This is a genomic window from Actinomycetaceae bacterium MB13-C1-2 (assembly GCA_035621235.1).
Classification (GTDB): Bacteria; Actinomycetota; Actinomycetes; order Actinomycetales; family Actinomycetaceae; genus Scrofimicrobium.
The window spans coordinates 249,540-268,706 of sequence record CP141731.1; the positions used below are offsets into that span (position 1 = coordinate 249,540).

At 58.9% G+C, this 19,167-nt stretch carries 12 protein-coding genes and 1 tRNA gene; 3 read left to right on the forward strand and 10 right to left on the reverse strand.

Annotation, left to right across the window (positions count from 1 at the left end):
• Positions 1–149: 149 nt before the first annotated feature.
• The 6 genes from U6G28_00980 to glp all read right to left on the reverse strand — a co-directional run bounded on the left by U6G28_00980 (position 150) and on the right by glp (position 5,843).
• Complete coding sequence (locus U6G28_00980; GenBank protein WRS30300.1) at positions 150–578, reverse strand: VOC family protein; 429 nt, start codon at positions 576–578, stop codon at positions 150–152.
• A gap of 208 nt (positions 579–786) precedes the next feature.
• On the reverse strand, positions 787–2,058 hold the full coding sequence (locus U6G28_00985; protein ID WRS30301.1) for a CoA transferase: 1,272 nt from the start codon (positions 2,056–2,058) through the stop codon (positions 787–789).
• A gap of 434 nt (positions 2,059–2,492) precedes the next feature.
• Positions 2,493–2,568: transfer RNA gene (locus tag U6G28_00990), tRNA-Ala, on the reverse strand.
• A gap of 234 nt (positions 2,569–2,802) precedes the next feature.
• Positions 2,803–3,858, reverse strand: coding sequence for a hypothetical protein (locus tag U6G28_00995; protein WRS30302.1), 1,056 nt, complete (start codon positions 3,856–3,858; stop codon positions 2,803–2,805).
• A 54-nt stretch (positions 3,859–3,912) separates the two neighbouring features.
• A complete protein-coding gene (locus tag U6G28_01000) occupies positions 3,913–4,617 on the reverse strand; it encodes a GNAT family N-acetyltransferase (protein ID WRS30303.1) in 705 nt (234 codons plus the stop codon).
• A 2-nt stretch (positions 4,618–4,619) separates the two neighbouring features.
• Positions 4,620–5,843 carry a gephyrin-like molybdotransferase Glp gene (glp, locus tag U6G28_01005; GenBank protein WRS30304.1) on the reverse strand — a complete coding sequence of 408 codons (1,224 nt, stop codon included), beginning with the start codon at positions 5,841–5,843 and terminating at the stop codon, positions 4,620–4,622.
• Between the two features lie 66 nt (positions 5,844–5,909).
• Here glp and U6G28_01010 point away from each other — a divergent pair, with 66 nt between their 5' ends.
• Positions 5,910–6,482: a 5-formyltetrahydrofolate cyclo-ligase gene (locus tag U6G28_01010; protein WRS30305.1), complete on the forward strand. Its 573-nt coding sequence runs from the start codon at positions 5,910–5,912 to the stop codon at positions 6,480–6,482.
• A gap of 239 nt (positions 6,483–6,721) precedes the next feature.
• Positions 6,722–7,351, forward strand: coding sequence for a hypothetical protein (locus tag U6G28_01015; GenBank protein ID WRS30306.1), 630 nt, complete (start codon positions 6,722–6,724; stop codon positions 7,349–7,351).
• A 113-nt stretch (positions 7,352–7,464) separates the two neighbouring features.
• On the opposite strand, the gene U6G28_01020 is transcribed toward U6G28_01015, so the two are convergent.
• From U6G28_01020 to U6G28_01030, 3 genes are read right to left on the reverse strand one after another with little or no spacing between them, the layout of a single operon-like run.
• The gene (locus U6G28_01020) at positions 7,465–7,824 is read right to left on the reverse strand and encodes a hypothetical protein (protein WRS30307.1); all 360 of its coding nucleotides are present in this window, start codon (positions 7,822–7,824) and stop codon (positions 7,465–7,467) included.
• Positions 7,821–12,065 (reverse strand): prevent-host-death family protein, encoded by a 4,245-nt coding sequence (locus tag U6G28_01025; protein ID WRS30308.1) that lies wholly within the window; start codon positions 12,063–12,065, stop codon positions 7,821–7,823. Before U6G28_01025 ends, U6G28_01020 begins: the two co-directional genes overlap by 4 nt.
• A 50-nt stretch (positions 12,066–12,115) precedes the next feature.
• A complete protein-coding gene (locus tag U6G28_01030; GenBank protein ID WRS30309.1) occupies positions 12,116–12,922 on the reverse strand; it encodes a DNA-formamidopyrimidine glycosylase family protein in 807 nt (268 codons plus the stop codon).
• Positions 12,923–13,050: 128 nt separating this feature from the next.
• Between U6G28_01030 and U6G28_01035 the strand changes: the two genes are divergently transcribed.
• Positions 13,051–17,823 (forward strand): crosslink repair DNA glycosylase YcaQ family protein, encoded by a 4,773-nt coding sequence (locus tag U6G28_01035; protein WRS30310.1) that lies wholly within the window; start codon positions 13,051–13,053, stop codon positions 17,821–17,823.
• Between the two features lie 144 nt (positions 17,824–17,967).
• Here U6G28_01035 and U6G28_01040 read toward each other — a convergent pair whose 3' ends face one another.
• On the reverse strand, positions 17,968–19,026 hold the full coding sequence (locus U6G28_01040; GenBank protein ID WRS30311.1) for an LLM class flavin-dependent oxidoreductase: 1,059 nt from the start codon (positions 19,024–19,026) through the stop codon (positions 17,968–17,970).
• Between the last annotated feature and the right edge of the window lie 141 nt (positions 19,027–19,167).

Consider the following 19,167-nt stretch of genomic DNA (forward strand, 5'->3'; position numbering starts at 1 on the left):
CGGGTTGGCGCAGGCTGAAGTTAGGCGCGTTGCTCGGCCTACCCCGTGAAAACCCAGGACTGAGATTTCGTCGGGTTTCGCTGTTTTGGTGCGCTTTCACGAATCACTTACGGCTAAGTAGGGGTCTCTCTTGAGCTGGCTGCGGTGCTCTAGAAATCAGCTGTTCCGATGGTGCCATTACGAATGGCTTCGATGATCGAGCTGTGCTGTTGAACGGGATCGGTGTAGAAGCAAAAGGCGTTACCATCAACATCAGCAAGCACCGTGAACTGTCCGGTTGCTTCGTCCCCGAAAGGACCACGTTTGATGGTCGCACCCAGAGACAGTGCGCGCTTCGTCTCTGTTGGCAGATCTTCCACGAGCATGTCAAAGTGAACCCGAGAGCCTTTCTCTAGGCCAGGCAGGACCTCGGTAGCAACCGGCTTTATGCTGATGCAAATGGGGTTGGCGACTACTTGTCCCCACCCAGAAACCGGGTCGATTCCAGACGGTGCGTCGAGCAATGACGACCAGAAATCCACCATCGGGGCAACCCTAACGGACTCAAGAATGATACTTTTTACAGTTACGGTAGCCATAGTCGTCTTCGCACCTCGCCGTTTGAGTAGAGACGATCCTGTCGTGGATCTCGCCGCAGCTATTTTACTCAGTTATTAGTGTTCTGATCGTCTCGATTACCCCCGGACGCGGCGAGGTTTGCAGTTCGACGGCTGACACCTCAGCATCCTTGGCAGCGCCAACAGTAACTGCACCATCACACCCGATCGATCTCCCAAAATCTCGCCGTTATCCCACCCAACCGCCCTTCTCCTCTGTGAAACTTAGGGCTGATTTTCCGTAGTCGCCGATGGGAGCCACTAGCGCCTCACCGTCGACACGAAGCGGTACTGGCACCGCATTCAGCGCTTTCCCGTGGCTGGTAGTTCGCCAGTACTGGACGGCAGGAGTTTGAACTGCGCGATGATCTTCTCTTCTCATAGTCAGGAGTGTGTGAGCGGCTCCAAGCAGACTGGCGCGAATGATTCCTGTTGATCCCCCTCGTAATAGTCTGACGATGCTAGCTGCCATACGGTATCCGGTTGCGTGATCCAATGCTTGGGCTGGCAACGCTCCAGGATTCCCCTCAGCGTCACGGTAAAAGTCCGCGATTCCACACGCTGCCTGGACAATCGAGTCAAATCCTCGACGTTCAGCCCAGGGCCCACGCTCACCCCAAGCCGACAGGCTGGCAACCACAAGGCCAGGATTCTTACTCAGAAGCGATTGTGGATCCAAGCCGAACTTGATCAGTGAACCGGGCCTATACCCGACCACGACCACATCCGCCTGTCTGACCAACTCATCGATAACGATGCGCTCACGGTTGAAATCTGCCAGCGCCGACCTTTTCCCCATCCCGTTCGACAGGTACTGCTCAAGGATCTCTGGACGCCCGGGGGCGTCAACCCGCAACACAGTCGCCCCCAAACACCCCAAAACCTGCGTACATGTGGGACCGGCGATCACGCGGGAGAGATCAAGAACTTTGATGCCCTCAAGATAGCCCGCTCCTAGGGGACGCCGCTGGTTTTCACCAGGCTCAACCTTGATCCAGGGGACATCCTGCATGGCAAAAGCCTGTGGATGCTCGTGCCACTCCGACTCTGACCGGACAGCAGCTGCGACTCCGCCGCACGCGACAACCTGATCTTCTATGCATTTACTCGACATCTCCGCAAGACGAATCCTCAGCTCCCCAAACCCATCAACCCGCAGCGCTTTACTGATGGCTTGTTGGTGATGCAGATAATTGCCGTGCAGTCTCACCCAGCCGTCCTCGGTCTGAAAGAAACCGGACATCGGCGACCAAACCCGTGGTCCTTTGCCGTCAACCTGAAGATTCTCAAAAGCCCGAAATGCTCCGAAAACCAAGCTCTCATCAGTCGTGACCCTTGGCGCGTCAGAGCGAGACGGACAGCTAGCATTGACCTCTTCAGCAAGGCTGCGGACCGCATCAACGGCAAAGTCCTCCACCCGCAGACAGCCGTTCCACCACAGTCTTTCGTGTAAAGCGCTCATTATCTAATGGTAAATGTTTAGTAACGTTTGATTCGGTTCTGTCCATGGGGTCATCACATCGGGTATCTGAAGTATGTCGTAGGTCGTTCGCATGGTTATGACTGCATCTGACACTCTCGAGTTGAGGATGGCTGCGTATGGTAGAGAACCAGATGACTTCACCCTCTTCCTATTCTGAGCGTCACCGGTAACAGACTTGTGCTTCACTGCGCCGAATCGCGACGAACCCGCATTTCCTCGAGACGTTTTGTGAAGCGATGTTGTCAATCCCCGTGTCAGCCACAGCAAAAGACCAACGAGGGCACCCGTACGCACCAACAGGCGGTTACAACGATGCGGTCCGGATAGAGTGAAACCGCAGAACCGTGGGGAAAACTAGACTCGTCGAGAGACAGAACCAAACGACACCCCTTTGCACCCAAAGGGTCTGCCAGTGGTGGAGCTACGGGGATTCGAACCCCGGACCTCTTCATTGCGAACGAAGCGCGCTACCAACTGCGCCATAGCCCCTTACTGCGCTAAGAAGCTTAGCACCGAAGACCACACACAGTGAACCTAGAACCAGTGATATTTGGTTCACTGGATAACCGAGCTCGTGTATGCGCCAGTCAGCGAATCCGAGTTTGAATCTGCGACGCACCCACCTTATTCGGCTCCACCGTTGATCGCCACGCAGATGCCTCGCCCGATTCAGTTGATGTGTCGCGAACGCCTTACTCGGCTCAGTTGCTTTGTTCCCCTCAGCTACTGAGCGCGGCGCTGGTCTAGTACAGCGTCCAGGTCGAACTTGAACGTCGGGTTCGAAGCCGTCGACGTGTCCACGACTTCCTCAGCCATCGGCACAGTAGCCCTTGTGGGTCGTCCCGGAACCACTATCGAAGACAACGGCTGCACGCTCACAATGTCCGTGTCCGGGTGAACTACGCGGCGAACGATCTTTCCCTTGCGTGAATAGCTCGGGGCTGGAAGCGGAACGAAGTCCCACTCTCCCCCGCTTACTCGGCGCGCGGAAGACGAATGCTGTTCCTCGTGCTGTTCAGCGGTCTCCACAGCGTCCCTCATCACCGATGGTGTCGAAACGGACTGCGGAATGTTTGTAGAACCTGACGCCGGGTTCTCCTCCACTGACTCGCTGGTCCGCGACACCCGCTCGGGTGCGGCCGCAACCCTGGGCGCACTTGTTGCGGGGCGGGATCCAAGATCGGAGCGACGCATCGCCGTGCGCAATTCAGCGATCCGATTGTTGTCCGCGTCGATCTGCTTCTTGGTTCGCTCCCCTGCAACGGCGGATGCAGCCAGCGTCGCCAGGAGGAAACCGGCCGGAACAAGCATCCACAGCCAGCCAATCAAGCCGGCCGCAGCCAGTGCGGCAAAGACGATCGCAACAACCACACCAGCGCCTGCGGTCACCAGTCGACGCTTTGCTGCGACCTTCTCTCTGGACAGGTGGGCCGCGCGGCGCGCTCGCAGAGCAGAGTACTCCTGTGCCGCGCGCACATCCATAGAAGATGCGGCCGAGCGGGTACGGGTCGAGTTAGCCGACTTTCCCACGTTCTCTTCGCTCATTGCATTTCCTCCCCGAGCCATCGACGAACTCACACCCCGCAGAATCGGCCTCGACGAGGGGCCGAAGTCTGACTCAGCCCGCTCCGGCGAGGTCTCCAACAATGTCAGATTCTCTGAGAAGCGATCATCCTTGCGTGAAGTTGCGAGCGCATATCTGCGCTTCGACCAGATCGGCACCGCGTAGCCGACAAACAGTGTTGCGATCAACGCGAGTATCAGACCGGTAAGCTCCACAACCCAAACCTATGGGTGTTGCCCCGCCAGTTGGGCATGCCACTCCGCGTGTTTTCAAACTATCGGCGTGGAAGTCTCATATCGGGACTCGCGAAGTGCTTGAATCATGGTTTGCCGCTGTAGGTCTTCGCGATCCACACCAAATCCGATGTGATCGGCCCACTGTCCAGCGATACTCATGAAGCGTGGTTTATACGCTTCTTGGCGGACTCCGATCCGCCTGCACACCCCGAGGCTGGGATTGTTCTCTGGACGGACGTTAATCTCTATCCGGTGCAGTCCCAACTCAAGAATCACCATGTCGATGACCGTAGCTGCGGCCAGCGCGGTTACCCCCTGGCCAGCCCAACGCTGACCAATCCAGTAGCCCAGAGTTCCCTGACTCATGGACCCACGCTCCACGGCACCGAGCGTCACACACCCTGCCACGTCCCCGTCAACGACAACGGCGATCAGCAGGCCGGTCCCCTCTTTCATGGATCGGTTCATGCGTCTGGAATACTCTCCCCAGGTTGGAGGCAAGCTATTGCTGCCCGGGGCAATTGTCGCCTCCCAGGGTTCAAGCCAGTCGCGGTTTGCCCGTCGCACCGATTCGATCTTCAGAGCGTCTGACCCCATCGCCGGTCGCACAATAACCTCTTGCGCTGAGCTTTCTGGCCGGAGCAACTCCGCGAGGTCTGCCGCCCGATATTCTCGTACTAGGTTTCCAGCGGGAACACCCCAGACCCGCGACCTTGAGGAAAGACCGAAAGCTCCCATGACTACTGCTCCAGGAGCAGGCAGGTCACCTGATCTCCCGCACTCACTTCTTCGACCTCTTCAGGAATCACGGCCAACGCGTTCGAGGTGGCGAGGGCGGAGAGCCAGAGTGCTTCGGGTTCGCCCACCACCGTGGCGGTATATCCTTCCCGCGGTGAGCCGGTAAGTCGTACCCTGATGAACTCGCGTATTCCGGCAGGCGAGGCAAACGAGCGGTCCACCACTCCTCGGACAGCGGCACGGTTTAGCTTGGTCCACCCCTGCATCTTTCGTAGTGCCGGGCGAACAAACACCTCGAAACAAACCTGAGCCGCTACCGGGTCTCCTGGAAGACAGTAGACGGGCACCGCCCTGCCGAACTCCTCGCCCACGGTTCCAACCCCGAGCATGTTTCCGGGCCTAATCGCAACCCGCTCAAAGGCGACATCGCCCAGTTCTTCTAACACCTGGCGCACGGTGTCCCCCGAACCAAACGACAGGCCACCAGTTGTGATGATCAGATCTGCACGCATCAGTTGATCTTCAATCAGATTCTTAAGGCGCTGGGCATCGTCTGGGACGGCGGCAACCCGGTAGGTCTCAACCCCAACCTCGTTCGCAGCCGCGGCGAGCATATGACCATTGGTATCGAAGACGGTGCCGGGATGCGGAGGAACCCCCGGTTCCACCAGTTCATCACCAATGGAGAGGATAACGACGCGAGGATTGGGGTGAACGACTACACGAGCCCGACCGACCGCCGCGAGCGCGGCGATCTGCACGGGACCCAAACGGGTTCCGGCACGCAGAACCGGTTCGCCCGCCACGAAGTCCTCGGCCTTCGACCGAACATTAGTGCCGAGTGCCCAGGGCCTACTGATCACGACCACTGTCTCTTTGAGATCAGCCAGGGCCAGTGGAATCACCACATCTGCACCCGAGGGGAGCGGAGCGCCGGAGCCGATTCGGACTGCGGTGCCAGGAGTCAGCTCAAGTGCCTGGGTCGAGCCGGAAGCAACTTCTGCAGTGACGCGCAAGGATACCGGGCTGGCCGCAGCCGAAGCGATGTCGGAAGCGACAACCGCGTAGCCGTCACATGCCGCGACATTAACAATCGGGTGGTTGAACGGAGCTACTACGTCTTCGGCGAGGATGCAGCCCATCGCATCGGCCAACAACATATCCAGTGGAGGTTGCTGCTGGGCGACGCTGAGGCAATCCTGGTAGAACTGGGCAACAGAATGCATAAGTTTAGTCTCTCACTCCGGATGCAGAGGTTGAGGGAGGCGAGACGTGATTTAGGAGGTTAGCGATTGAGGCAACTCGAAGAGAACCTGGACCGACAGAAGCGCAATTGGCGCAGAGTCTGCCTGACTAAGCGACGTACCCGACTTCAAGCGCTGGACCCTGACCGGCGAACAGACAGTGCGAAGCAGTTGAAGAGTGTCCTGAGTGATCCTCAGATCCCAATCGGTTCCGATTCCATAGTCGCCACCTACTTCCCCTACTCATCCGAGCCGGATGTATCCCGCTTTACCGATCAGCTTGTGGAGCGCGGGGTGAGCGTGGTTGCGCCAAACCTTGATTTCGACGGTCTTTCCGAGGTTCCGCCCTTCCTTCCACTGCGGGGTTCACGTAGCGGTCCAATCGACGTTGTCATACTGCCTGCGTTGGCCCTGGATGCCTCTGGAACGCGACTGGGCCGGGGGAAGGGATGGTACGACCGTGCTATGGAGGCCATTGAGTCCCAACAGGATCAAGTTCCTCTGCTCGTCGGCATCTGCTTTGCAGACGAGTTCCATAAAAGCGGCCAAATTCCCTTTACCTCCCATGATCGAAAAGTCGATTATGTGGCGACACCAGAAGGCCTTTATAGGACTTCGTAACGGGTGAGCACAACGCTCATGAGAACTGCTCACAAGAGCTGCAATCATTGAACATCAAGCAAACAAATCACTAGGACGTCGGCTAGATTCAGCCCCAAAGCTGCCAACCATTGAGCGTCGGAAATCACTACCGCCCCGACGGGTTTGTGGCGGTTGCTAACAAAGCACCGCCTGGGAGCACTACACAGGTTCCGACCATGGTCGATGCGGCGAAGAGCGTTAGCCCCCATGGTTGGCTTATGAGAAACGCAAAGAGGGCTAAGGAGACAGGGCGGCGTATACGACGCCATCTGATACCTGTCATAACGGCAGTGTTGGTGATGGCCATCGCCACCTTTGCTGTCCTCGCGCTGAGACCAACTCCAAGCGGGGTCCCTGCGCTAGTTGCTCTGACCGATCTCCGGGCGGGAGAACCCGTAACGAACAAGACAGCTTCTGTCTTCCTTCTTCCGAAAACTGCGGTCCCCGACGAAGCCGTGAGTAGCTTCGCGCAGACAGATGGGGAGGATATCCGCCGAGACGTGGCGCGAGGGGAAGTTCTGTTGCTTAGGGACTTCACAGACAACACCTCGGGTGTGCCTCCGGGACGATCGAGAGTCGTGCTCGATCTGCCGGCCGACTCCGATGGATTGAAGACGGGCGAGGTTGTTCAGATTTGGGGTTCTTCGGACGCCTGTCTTGCTCCTGACTCCCCGATTGAAAAGCTAGCTTCGGACGCAGTAGTCGAACAGGTAAACGAGGTGGCCAGCGCTGCCTTTCAGGGCGACGCAGACGCCAGAGTCAGTTTCTTGATGGCAAGTTCAGAAGTCGCTCAGGTGCTTTGCGCTAGCACCCAGTCCGGACTGCACATCGTAGTTGCCGGACCCTGACGGGTACCCAACTAAAGTTCGTGTGTGTCAGAACTCGTGGCGCTCGTGAGCGGCAGGCAAGGGTGCCAGGGCGAGCTAGGCACCAAAGTTGTCGGACCCTGACGGGTACCCGATCACCAGTGCGGCGGAACGTTCTGGCGAAGCCAGGCGTCGCGACCCTTCTCCGTCTTGTCTCGCGGCTGAGAGGCATCACTATCCGTCTGGCTCGATGGCTCAGGCTTACCCACCGCCTGATAGGGATCTTCAATTTCGCCTGCCTCAAGCCTCAATCGATCAACCCGGCTCAGCCGTACCACAGCGCGATGCTTAGTTCGTGGCCTGTCGCTCTTCGGATCGGATGCCCTGTGAGGGTTCGGAGCCAGGTCTGAACCCGAAACACCGCCGGAGTCAGCAACAGAGGCGCCATCCACGATCGGATTCCAATCCAAATCTGGCTCGCGACCCAGAACCGAATCGGGATCGTTCTTGCTCACTTCTGGTCCAGAGCACGCCTGGCAACATTGCGTAGCACAGCATCCGTTTGGGCTCCGTGGCGGGTTATGTCCAGTTCCTCACGAAGTGCTTCCATCAGTTGCTCGTCTGTACGCAAAGTGCCGTCGTCGATGATCCACGCAGCCATCTCATCAAGTTGCTCATCGCTGTATGCCGCAAGGGGTAACCCGCTCGCATAGGGGGGACGAGGACCGCGTAACCGGGTTTCCGCTACAGCAGAGAAGCTCTGAGCTCCCGGCCCCCGAGAGCCGTGTTTACCAAAGTCCCCACCCAATAGCTCCGGCTGAATTACCTGGAGCGCCCCGGTAACCTCAAGCTCGCTGACAAGATCGTCAACCGCATCTGCCCCCGAGTTCGCCTCGTCTGTCGTCGCGCCCAAAGTCTCCATGCCGGGCAGTACGACTCCTAACGCCGCCGCCGCGGCCGGAGTTTGTGGCTCCCCGATTCTGGCGTAATACTCATCGACCGCGTCCAGTGTCAGCTGCACTATTTCATCAGCAATCCGGTTCGGATCAATGAAAACCGCCATCGAAAGCGCCGTATAGACTTTCCACCCCTGCGCTTCAAGCATTCTGGGCCAGTGCCGACCACGAACCCTGAGGGATGGCTCGCCAATATAGGCATCATCATCGGTAAGAACAGCGACCAGTAGCTCATCCGGAACCTCCGGATGACCGATGGCCATAGGAATCCTCATCCCACCATCGGAGCCGTAGTTCGGAACGACCCGCAGTCCAACCCGGTGAAGCCGTTCAGCCAGATCCGTAAGCAACTCCGGCGGAGACTCTGGTTCATCCCCTTCTACCTCCGGCTGGTCTGCAGTACCGAACTCCGCGGCGTGCAGCAGGTTGAACAGGATGATCTCGCCGTCCTTCTTAAGCCTGGTCCTATCCAACTCATCGGCTTGGATCGACGACACGAGCTTCACGTCACCACGCAGTCCGAGGGATAGATCCTCCATAGTTCGAAGACCGTCGGCGGTCGAGAGAATCCCAAAGTCATGAATAACCCTGCCGTGCGGGGTCTTGGCGAACCCGACCGAGACGATTGTCCTATCGCTCTCGCGCGAGGCCAGTTCTACAGGGAAGACAATGATGTTCCTGAAGTCTTCATCACCACTGCGATATTTGGCCAGGGCCGTGTTCGTCTTACTACGTGACCGAAGTTCGGTGGCGATCCGCGCCGCGTGACGGTCGCTGAAGACGACCACAGTTGGACGCTCTTCGGGATGAACTCTCAGCTGTTCTTCTATCAGGTCAGCAACGGCCTCAACCTCGGTCGACGATGTCTCGATTGCGTGAACGCCCGGCGCGGGCATTCCTCGCCCGTCAACATAGAGGAAAGTGAATGGTTCCGCGGCGCGCGGAGATGGGACCGCAACCAGCGAATCGCTACCCATGTGGCGACCGATCACCTCGGAAACCATGTTGCCAACCGGGATCTGCTCTCCGGGGACCTCCAGCGTCGGAAGTGCGCCGCTGATTGTGGTCAGTAGCTGGGAGTTCAGGGCACGCACAGGATCCTGGATGGCGATGACTTGATCGCCGCGCGCCAGTAGCGGAACTACCTCCCCCTCGGTGAGGCCCTCAAGGTCAAGAAGAATTATCGAGTCAATCCTCCGTCCGCGCTTTATCAGATTCGGTACCTGCGCGGGTCCGGCAACGACAATCGGCTGAAGGTCCGATGCGAGGTTGACGGTCGCAAACAGAGACTCCACGTCCGTGTGATTCCACAGACCTGCTCGCAGTCCGCGCTTCTGATCCGGGTACAGTTCCTGCGCCTCGAAGGCGCGGGACAGTGCGTGATCAACCAAAGCTGGGCCGAGGGAGGCAACCTGGTCCTGATCTAGGTCCCTCGCAGTTCCAAGCAATGCCTCAAGGCCCTCGGGGTCGAACCCACCCAGTCGAGGCTCCTCGGCCAGCATGAATCCGAGTGCGGAAGCCCACCATGCCAGGTCGAGTTCAAGGCTCAAGGCACTCCCGTCGATGCCCCTTTCACGCAGATCAACGACCAAATCTCTCAGCCCAAGCGAGTCGAGTTTGTCCAGCACCTGCAGTAACTCCGGGATCTGTGCCGCTCCTTCCGGATCGCGATAGAGCGCTTCGAGAACGCCCGAAAGCTCGTCGATCGAAAGCGAGTCAAAGGCACCGTATACCGGTTCCAGTACCGGCCTAATCACCGCAAGTTCGTCCTGAACTGCGCGATAGGTGTCCAGGAGATCTTGAAGCTGGTTCGGGACTGTGGGAACGGAATCCGGGTCGGAAGAAATCTGCTTCCACTGTTGCCGGACCTCTTGGGCGTCAATGAGGGCTGCGTGTAGGTCTTCGACATGCACGCCTGTGCGAACCGAGTCTCTTGCCTGGTGCTGAAGGCTGCGTAGTTCAGATCCCTTGAGCCTGATGCTGCGATCCTTGCGCCACTGTTTCGGCGCCGTCGCGACCACCATGTTAGCTGGTGACCGTTCCAACACATCGGGGCGGAAGACGTCGAGGCAGTCGCGAACTCGGGCAAGAACATCTAGTTGTGATTCCCACTGACTGAGCGTTACGGATGGCGCTAGAGAGAACTGTGCAGCAGTGGTGCTCATCTGCATGCGGAGAGCCGGGAGCAAGTCGTCCACCAGACGGCCGATTGATCCGATGATCGGACCAACATCCTCAGAGTTCTCAATCGCCACACCCTGCCAAGCTCCGTAGCTGGAGTCCGGGTTGAAGAGACCGAGATTTGAGGCACGCTCAAGGAGTTCACCCCCTGATTCACCACCGTCCGAGGCGAGTGAAACCAGAGAGGAAAGAGGCAACCGAACCCTGGTCTTTGGCGGATCTGCCAAAGAGGTAAGGTCCGTTAGAACCTGGAGTGCGTCGTAGGGGGAGACTCCCCACGGACTTAGCTCTGTGTGCAAAAGCTCCGTGTAGGCACCAAGTGCCTCACGCGCCGCCGTGAGGTTGCGGCGCATACTGGCGATCTGCGCGTTCTCAGGAGGAGGACCGGGCACGGCAAGCAGGTCAATAAGTCGACCTTCGACGAGCTTCTGGTCGCCCAGAGGGGTGAGGTCGGCGACGATCGGGCCCACACCGCTCTCTTTCAGCGCCCGGATGAGTTGATCGTGTTCGTCTTCTCGGTTAAGAACAATAAGGACTTTTCTGCCGACCTCCACCAGGGCGGCAGCGACCGATGCTGTCAGACGCGGAGCTTGGCCAGGGCTACGTGCCGGAAGCACAGCTGAGTGTCCCTCTGCAACCGCCTCAATAACGTCCTGTGTTTGCGGGTCCTGATCGCCGACACCCAGCTCTTTCCACGGATCACGGTCAAACGGGTTGGGTTTCACGGGCGGAATCGAAAAGAGTTCGCGCGCCTGCGGGTCACCAGCATAAGCCCGAACCACTGGTTCCGCGTCCGGCCCGATTGATGGAGCCAGTTCGCGGTAAAGTTGCCCTGCGGGATGGGTGAAGATACCCAGAACCAGCGAGTCCTTTAGTTCAAATCCGGGAAGCGCCATTCCAGTGTTGCGTACGATTGTCAGGGCTGAGCGCGGAACGAAGCCGTCAGGACCCCGCATTGCGCGGCCAAGTTCGACCGTATCAACCGGACTCCCCGCGTTTGCGATGGCTCGGAGCAGGCGGGTACTAACCTCGACACCCGGCTGAAGTTGAATCGTAACCTCGCCGCTAGAGTCGTGAGCGATACGCGCGCGACGCATCAGCACGGGAACGTCTTCGATTCCTGAGCCTTCCCAAGAGGCGACGCCAATGGCAAGGTGAATTTCGGCCTGACCGTATCGCTGTTCCAAAGTGTCTGCAAGAGCGCAGAGTTCTTGGATTTCGCGGGCTGCTTCCTCGTAAGCGGACTCTTCGCGAATCAGGGTGTCAAGACGAGTCGGATGGTCAACGTAAAGCTGCGCTAATCCTCCCGGATGAGCGTCGTCAAGGTTTACTCGAAGCTCGCGGAAACGCTGTCCGTCCTGCCCCAGTCGTTCGGCGGACATCGAACGCCACTTAGCCGAGGCTCCGTCAAGAATTGTCGCCGGGTCTACCTGAGGCGCTTCCTCAGCGCTCTCCGTCGCAGTCCTGTCGTTCGAATCAGGTGCCTCCTCTTGAACCGTATCCCCAGCCTCACTGTCGGCTTCGGGGGCGGGAGGTCGCGACCCCACCAGGGGGTCGTCTGCTATCTCCGAAGGATGGGACCGCTCGGAGCGCTTACGTGAGAAGAAACCTGACACCACAAGAACAGACTAGCGATAGGGGGAAGCTGTTCTGCCGCGGCGTGCCGTTGTTAACGCAGGTCGTGGTTCATCTCCACCGGTTGACAGTTCGGACACCAGTACACGTGTCGCATAGAAGAGGGTGTTGCGCCCCGTCTGGTGAACCTGATTGTTTCGGCACAACGACGGCAGGGTTGCCCGGCCCGGCCATAGACGTACAGCCGCTTTCCGGGACGGGTATCACCTGTTGTGGTCCTCTCAACTCGTCCCAAATTGGCACGAATCAGACGGGTTCCCATCACTAGACAGCGGTGCACGTCCACCTGTACGGCGGGCGCTGCAGGGTTGATTCCCGCCAGGAAGCAAATCTCGTTGGCGTACTCATTCCCAAAGCCGGCCACGTTCGACTGGTCTAGCAAAGCGACATGAATCGACCGATGATCTGCGGCGAGGTTTAGCGCCGCCGTCTCAAGGCCGCCGTTGTCCCACTCAGGTTTGAGTGGATCGGGACCCAGGTGGCCTATCAGTTTCGACTCTTGATCGGTTCGAACTAGCCGGATTTTCCCGACCAAGAATCCGACAGCCTGCGCCTGATCATTGCCCAGAACCAGACGAGCCTGGTGTGCAGGTCTGCGCCATCTGGTGCCGGGAAGGTACAGGTGCCATGTCCCGTCCATGAGCATGTGAGAATGAAGGGAGTACTCACCGATGCGGACAATGATGTGTTTCCCGAAAGCCTCCGCATTTTGAACGGTTTCTCCCGAAAGATTTGCCCGAGCCAGTGCTCCCGTACGAATCTGAAATTGTGTAAGGATTCGTCCCGACAACGCACGATCTAGCTGCGCCGCAACGCGGTAGGCGGAATCTCCCTCTGGCATGCTTGAACGGTAGTCGGTTCGCGGGCAGAACGCGCAGCGCCAAGCTATGAGCCGAAGCGAGTGGTTGGTATCAGAAAGTCCGATCTCACACCTCGTATTCTGTCGGGGCGGCCAGCTACAGTGCCGTTATGACTTCTGTAGTTCACGAAGACCCGCTATCGGGATTCTCGGCTCCGGCACGCGCCTGGTTCCGGGGTGCCTTCGCACAGCCAACAGAGGTCCAGCGTGAGGCGTGGAAAGCGATCCGTTCCCGATCGAATGCTCTAGTCATCGCCCCCACAGGATCGGGCAAGACACTCGCCGCATTCATGTGGGCAATCGACTCTTTAGCGAAACAGAGAGCCACCGCGAGCGGGGAGTCCGAGCGCGACGGGGTTCGGATCCTGTATATCTCTCCGCTCAAAGCACTCGGAGTTGATGTTGAGCGCAACCTGCGGGCGCCCCTCGCCGGGATAAGGGAGGCGAGCGTGGCGGCGGGACTAGAGGCTCCTGATATTTCCGTTGGAGTGCGTTCGGGCGACACCACCGCATCGGAACGCAGGCGTCTAATCAGCAATCCCCCGGACATCCTGATAACGACACCTGAATCGCTCTATTTGCTACTCACGAGTGCGGGAGCCGAGACTCTCAAGAGTATTGACACGGTAATCCTTGATGAAGTCCATGCCCTTGCAGGCAACAAGCGCGGCGCACACCTTGCCCTATCGCTGGAACGGCTCGACATGCTACTTGAGAAGCCTGCGCAGCGGATTGGGCTGTCTGCAACAGTTGAGCCGGTGCTAGAAGTTGCTCGATTCCTCGGCGGGGCCCAGCCTGTCGAGATCGTCCACCCTCGGGCAAGTCGAAAGTTCGACATCACGGTTGAGGTCCCGGTCCCGGACATGTCGAATCCGCCCGTGATTGAACCCGAGGTTATCAATGCTGGCGAACCCATAAAGGAGCACCGGCTCGGGTCGATGTGGCCGTCAATCGAGCAGTCACTTTATGAGCGGATCATGGACTCTCGTTCCACCATCGTCTTTGCTAACTCAAGAAGACTGGCCGAGAGACTGACAGCCCGACTTAACCAAATCCATGAAGAACGAACGCAAGATGCTGACTCTCCTGTTTTGGCACGAGCTCACCATGGATCGGTGTCAAAAGAGATCAGGGCCCAGGTTGAGGAGGACCTGAAATCAGGCGTTCTACGCTGCGTTGTCGCCACCGGCTCACTTGAGCTGGGCATCGACATGGGGGAAGTGGATTTGGTGGTTCAGATCGATCCGCCCCCTTCTGTTTCCTCCGGCCTGCAGCGACTCGGACGGTCCGGCCACCAGGTTGGTGGCACTTCCCGAGCGGTTTTCTATCCGACGCACAGATCGAAGCTGCTTGAAACCGCCGTGATTTCCAGACGGATGAGCCAAACACAGATAGAGCCACTTAGCGTCTTGTCCAACCCACTTGACGTTCTTGCGCAACAGACAATCGCACAGGCAGCCGTGGGCCCCCTTGAGGTCGAGAAGTGGTTCGAGACGGCTCGAAGAGCAGCCCCATTTCGGGACCTGCCTAAGTCCGCCTACGGATCGGTGCTGGACCTCATTTCTGGAAAGTTCCCCTCGACCGAGTTCGCTTCGCTCCGCGCACGCGTGGACTGGGATCGCGCTGTGGGAACCCTGAGCGCGAGACCGGGGGCGAAACGACTCGCGGTGACCGGTGGCGGCACTATTCCGGATCGTGGACTGTACCGGGTGGTGACGGGGAACGAGGAAGACGGTCACACCCGCGTTGGCGAACTCGACGAGGAAATGGTGCACGAAACCCGGGTGGGTGAAGTCTTTAGTCTGGGCACCACCTCCTGGAGGGTTCGGAATATCAATAGGGACTCGGTTGAGGTAGAACCTGCATTTGGCACCATTGCAAAGACCCCGTTTTGGCGCGGTGACTCTATGAGCCGCCCAGTAGATCTAGGCCGCGCTTTGGGAGAGACGGGAAAGCTCCTCACCGAAAGCGAGCGATCCGGGGCCGAGGGGTACCTCGCGGAAGCTGGATTTGACTCGTTCGCCATTGATAACACTCTCACCTACCTCTCTGAGCAGGTTGCGCAGACGGGACAGGTTCCCACGGCAGACTCCTTAGTCGTTGAGAAAACGCGCGATGAAGTCGGCGATTGGCTGTACGTGCTCGAGTCCCCGTTGGGTCTCGCGGTTCACTCCCCATGGGCTTTGGCAATCAATGCTCGCCTGCGAGATCGTTGGGGCCTCGAGACAAAGGCGACGCCCAGCAACGACGGGATAATCGTTCGGGTTCCCGACATGGATCTTGGGTTGTACTCGGAAGATGATCTAGGTCTGGAAAACACCCCTTCTGATGTCCCTTCGGCAGAAGACATTTTCCTGTTCGAACCAGATGAGATCACGCGGATTGTGCGCGATGAGATTCAGGGCTCGGCCGTGTTCGCTGCACGGTTTCGTGAAGCATCCTCACGAGCCCTAATTCTCGGAAACTCAAAACCAGGAAAACGCTCGCCGCTGTGGCAACAACGCCTACGCGCTTCCGAGCTACTTGAAGTCGCGTCGCGCTACCCCGACTTTCCAATGATTCTTGAGGCCGTACGCGAGGTCCTTCAAGATGTCTACGACACCGGGGCCCTTGGAACCCTGATGCACGACCTAACAACGCGGCGGGCTCGGCTGACCGAGGTCGTCACGGAAACCCCCTCCCCCTTCGCACGCTCTCTTTTGTTTGGCTACGTCGGCGAGTTCCTGTACGAGGGGGATGCCCCGGCCGGGGAACGCCGCATCGCAGCGCTAACAGTGGACCCCGAAGTCCTTCGGGAGCTATTGGGTGAGGTGCCGCTTCGTGACTTGCTTGAGGCGGACGCGATCACCGAGGTGGAGTCCGAACTACAGCGAACCAGAGATGGCTGGCAGTTCCGCGGAACGGGCGGTCTAGTTGATCTGGTCCGCATGTTGGGCCCGCTCACCGTGAGTGAAATAGCAAACCGACTGAGTGCCGATAACGCAACTGAACTGGAGGACGAGTCCCAAATTGTCAAACAGACCGTCGAGCGTGCCTCCCTAAACAAACAGGTGTTCATGGCAAGAATTGGCGGCACCGATTACGTGGCGGCTGTCGAGGACGCAGGAATTCTGGTCCAGGCGTCCGGCGTTCCACTGCCTCCGGGTCTCCCCTCCTCATTCCTTGAGCCGAGCGAAGACCCCGCACACCAGCTACTCGCCAGATACGCGCGCACTCACGGACCGTTTACAGAAGAGGAGGTGGCGTCGCGCTTCGCTCTAGCTCCTACGACCGTACATGCCGCACTGCGCGATCTGGAGGCACGAGGCTTACTCTCGCCCGGGCTGTTCCTTCCCGCTGAGCTGGCTGATGATCGGGGTCTAGATGCGGATCACTCACAGTGGGTAGAACGTACAGTGCTGGACCGGATTCGTGTGCGTTCGCTCGCGCTATTGCGCGGTGCGGTTGAGCCGGTCGGGCAGACCAGCTTCGCTGAATTCCTCGCTGAGTGGCAGCACTATGACACAGGGAAGTCGGGCCGCTCGCTTCGCGGGTCGGAAGGTCTCTACTCGGTTCTCGATCAGCTTTCGGGACTGCCGATCCCCGCTTCGGCCTGGGAAACATTGGTGCTCCCAAACCGAATCCTCGACTATGACGCCCGCGCCCTAGACAGCCTTGTTAGTGGCGGTGAGTTCATGTGGATTGGAGCGGGGAGAATTGGAAATCGTGACGGGTGGATCAAGTTTTTGCCGACCGGGACTGCCCCGACAGTAGATGTAAAGTCAGAGGTTTCCCTCAGCGATCTTGAGAGCGCTGTATTGGACGAGTTAGGAAACCGGGGCGCCCTCTTTGCCGGGGCGATCATTGATGGCTTGGTAACTCGGGGATTACACATTTCGGGAGTCGAACTGGCGGAGGCAATTTGGACACTCGCGTGGATGGGACTGGTTACATCGGACTCGGTTCAGGCTCTGCGCGCACGAGTCAGCGGCAAAAGGAGCGCACAGAAGACCGCGCAGACCAGGTTACGTGGCAGATCGCTAACCCGCCGGGGGATGACCGGTTTGTCGTTGGGTCGGGGGGTCGTTCCCGATCCGACGCTCGTCGGGCGCTGGTCCCTAGTCCAACCGGTCCCGGCATCCCCTACGACAGAAAGTTACGCTAAATCCGCTGACCTCAGGGCCTTGTCCTCATCCACGCGACCTGATACTCGACCCTCGCTCCAAAAAACCGGGACTCCGCGCTCGCACGCCGATACCGCAGTTGACACACACCAGCTCACAACAGACGCCGCCGCTACTCTCCAGGCCGTGGAGATGCTTGAGCGATACGGAGTTGTGACCAGAGGCAGTGTCGTGGCCGAGGACTTTCCGGGCGGTTTCGCCCAGGCATATCGTTTCTACTCCGACTTCGAGGTATCTGGATCATGCAAGCGTGGGTACTTCATCGAGGGACTTGGAGGGGCACAGTTTGCAGTTCCCGGAGCTGTCGACCGACTTAGGGAGATAGGCGACAATGCACAGAAGTCGGTAGGCGAGGAACCGGCGTGGACTCTCGCCGCGACCGATCCCGCAAATCCCTACGGTGCCGCACTCCCCTGGCCCGAGGGCCTAGTGGGGAAGAGGAATGCTGGCGCCCTCGTGACGCTGGTGGGCGGAGACGCACTCCTGTACATCGAGCGCGGGGGAAAGACCGTGCTCGCACGCGAGGATGCTGATGAGTCGCGGCGCGAGGTAGCCGTTCGCTCACTGGTCGAAACTGTGCGTCGCGCCGGCCTCGCCACCTTCACCGTGGAGAAGCTCAATGGCAAACCAGTTCGAGGGTCAGTTTGGGCGAACAGTCTTACCCAAGGAGGCTTTGAGGAAGTGCCGCGCGGTCTGACTCTGCGCCGCAAAATCCACTAGAGCGGGTGCGCCTATGGCGAGAAGTTACCGTCGGAGCCCCTAAGTTCAGCCGGCCGAAACATGCCGATCGGAGAGCGCGTGGTCTCGGCGACAAACCCGCCAAATGTGTTCCCAAGCTAGAACACTTCAACGGGACGGTTCGGACTAGAGAAGTTCCCCCGCCAATAGTTCCAAGGTCTGGGTACGACCTGGGGCTGAGGCTGGGTCCTCGTCCGTAAACGCCCCCGCGACTGGTGAGATCATGATTTCGTCGGACCGGTATTCCTCGACCAACCTGTGGAGATCCGCCGCAACCCGGCCTGGTGAACCGACGAATGTCATCGGGTACGTCTGCTGAGGCACCCCGAGTTCACGGGCGCTCCAATCGTAGTCTTCAACCGATTCAACAGATGGCTGAGCAGTTAGAGGCCCCCCGGTGCGTAGCCTCGCAGTCGTGAGGCGTTGAACTAGTGCTCGGCGCTCGGCCTCCTCCTGGGTCTGCGCGACCACAACGTTGACGGGAAGCAACGTTGTGGGTTCCGGGAACTGGGATGAAGGAACGTAATTGTTCCGATAGATGTCGAGAATGTGGTCCATCCCCGGGATGCCGAAGTGATTTGCGAACACGTACGGTAAACCCATTTGAGCGGCAAGCTGAGCCGAGTGCGCCGAGGAACCCAGTAGCCAAATGTCCACGGCAGAGACAGGCGCTGCCGTCGCATGAATGTCGTACCGGTGCCCCGCGACGTTAAGAGGCACATCCTGCCCGAGCGGCGTCATGCCTCGTCCAAGGAGCTCACGAAGCAGTTCAACGTCGTTGGCGTAATTGGCAACCCCGTCGCCGGGCAACCCCTGACGCAAAATCGCGGCAGTGAGTTGGTCACTCCCAGGGGCACGACCCAGACCTAGATCAATCCGATCGGGATACATGGCGGCAAGTAGGGCGAACTGCTCGGCAACGGCGAACGGTGCGTGATTCGCGAGCATGACGCCGCCCGAGCCGAACCGGATACGCTCTGTATTCGCGGCAAGATATGGGATAAGCACCGCGGGAACCGTCGAAGCAATGGCGGCCATGTTGTGATGTTCGGCCACCCAGTAACGGGTGTATCCGAGACGGTCCGCGAGCGCCGCAAGCTCCCTACTTGCCTGTAGGGCGTCGGCGCTGGTCTGGCCCTCGCGCAGAGGAATCAGATCAAGGACGGAGAGTTTCAAATCAGACATTTGCTACCTCACTAAGGGACTTCAGAGTCACTGTTGTGACAGAAGGTGACTAGCCCTCACGATACCGCGCCGGCTGATCTGTCGGCTGGTGCAGGTCTCGCTATCAAAGAAGGCAGGAAGGTGCCACAGGACCAGGCACGC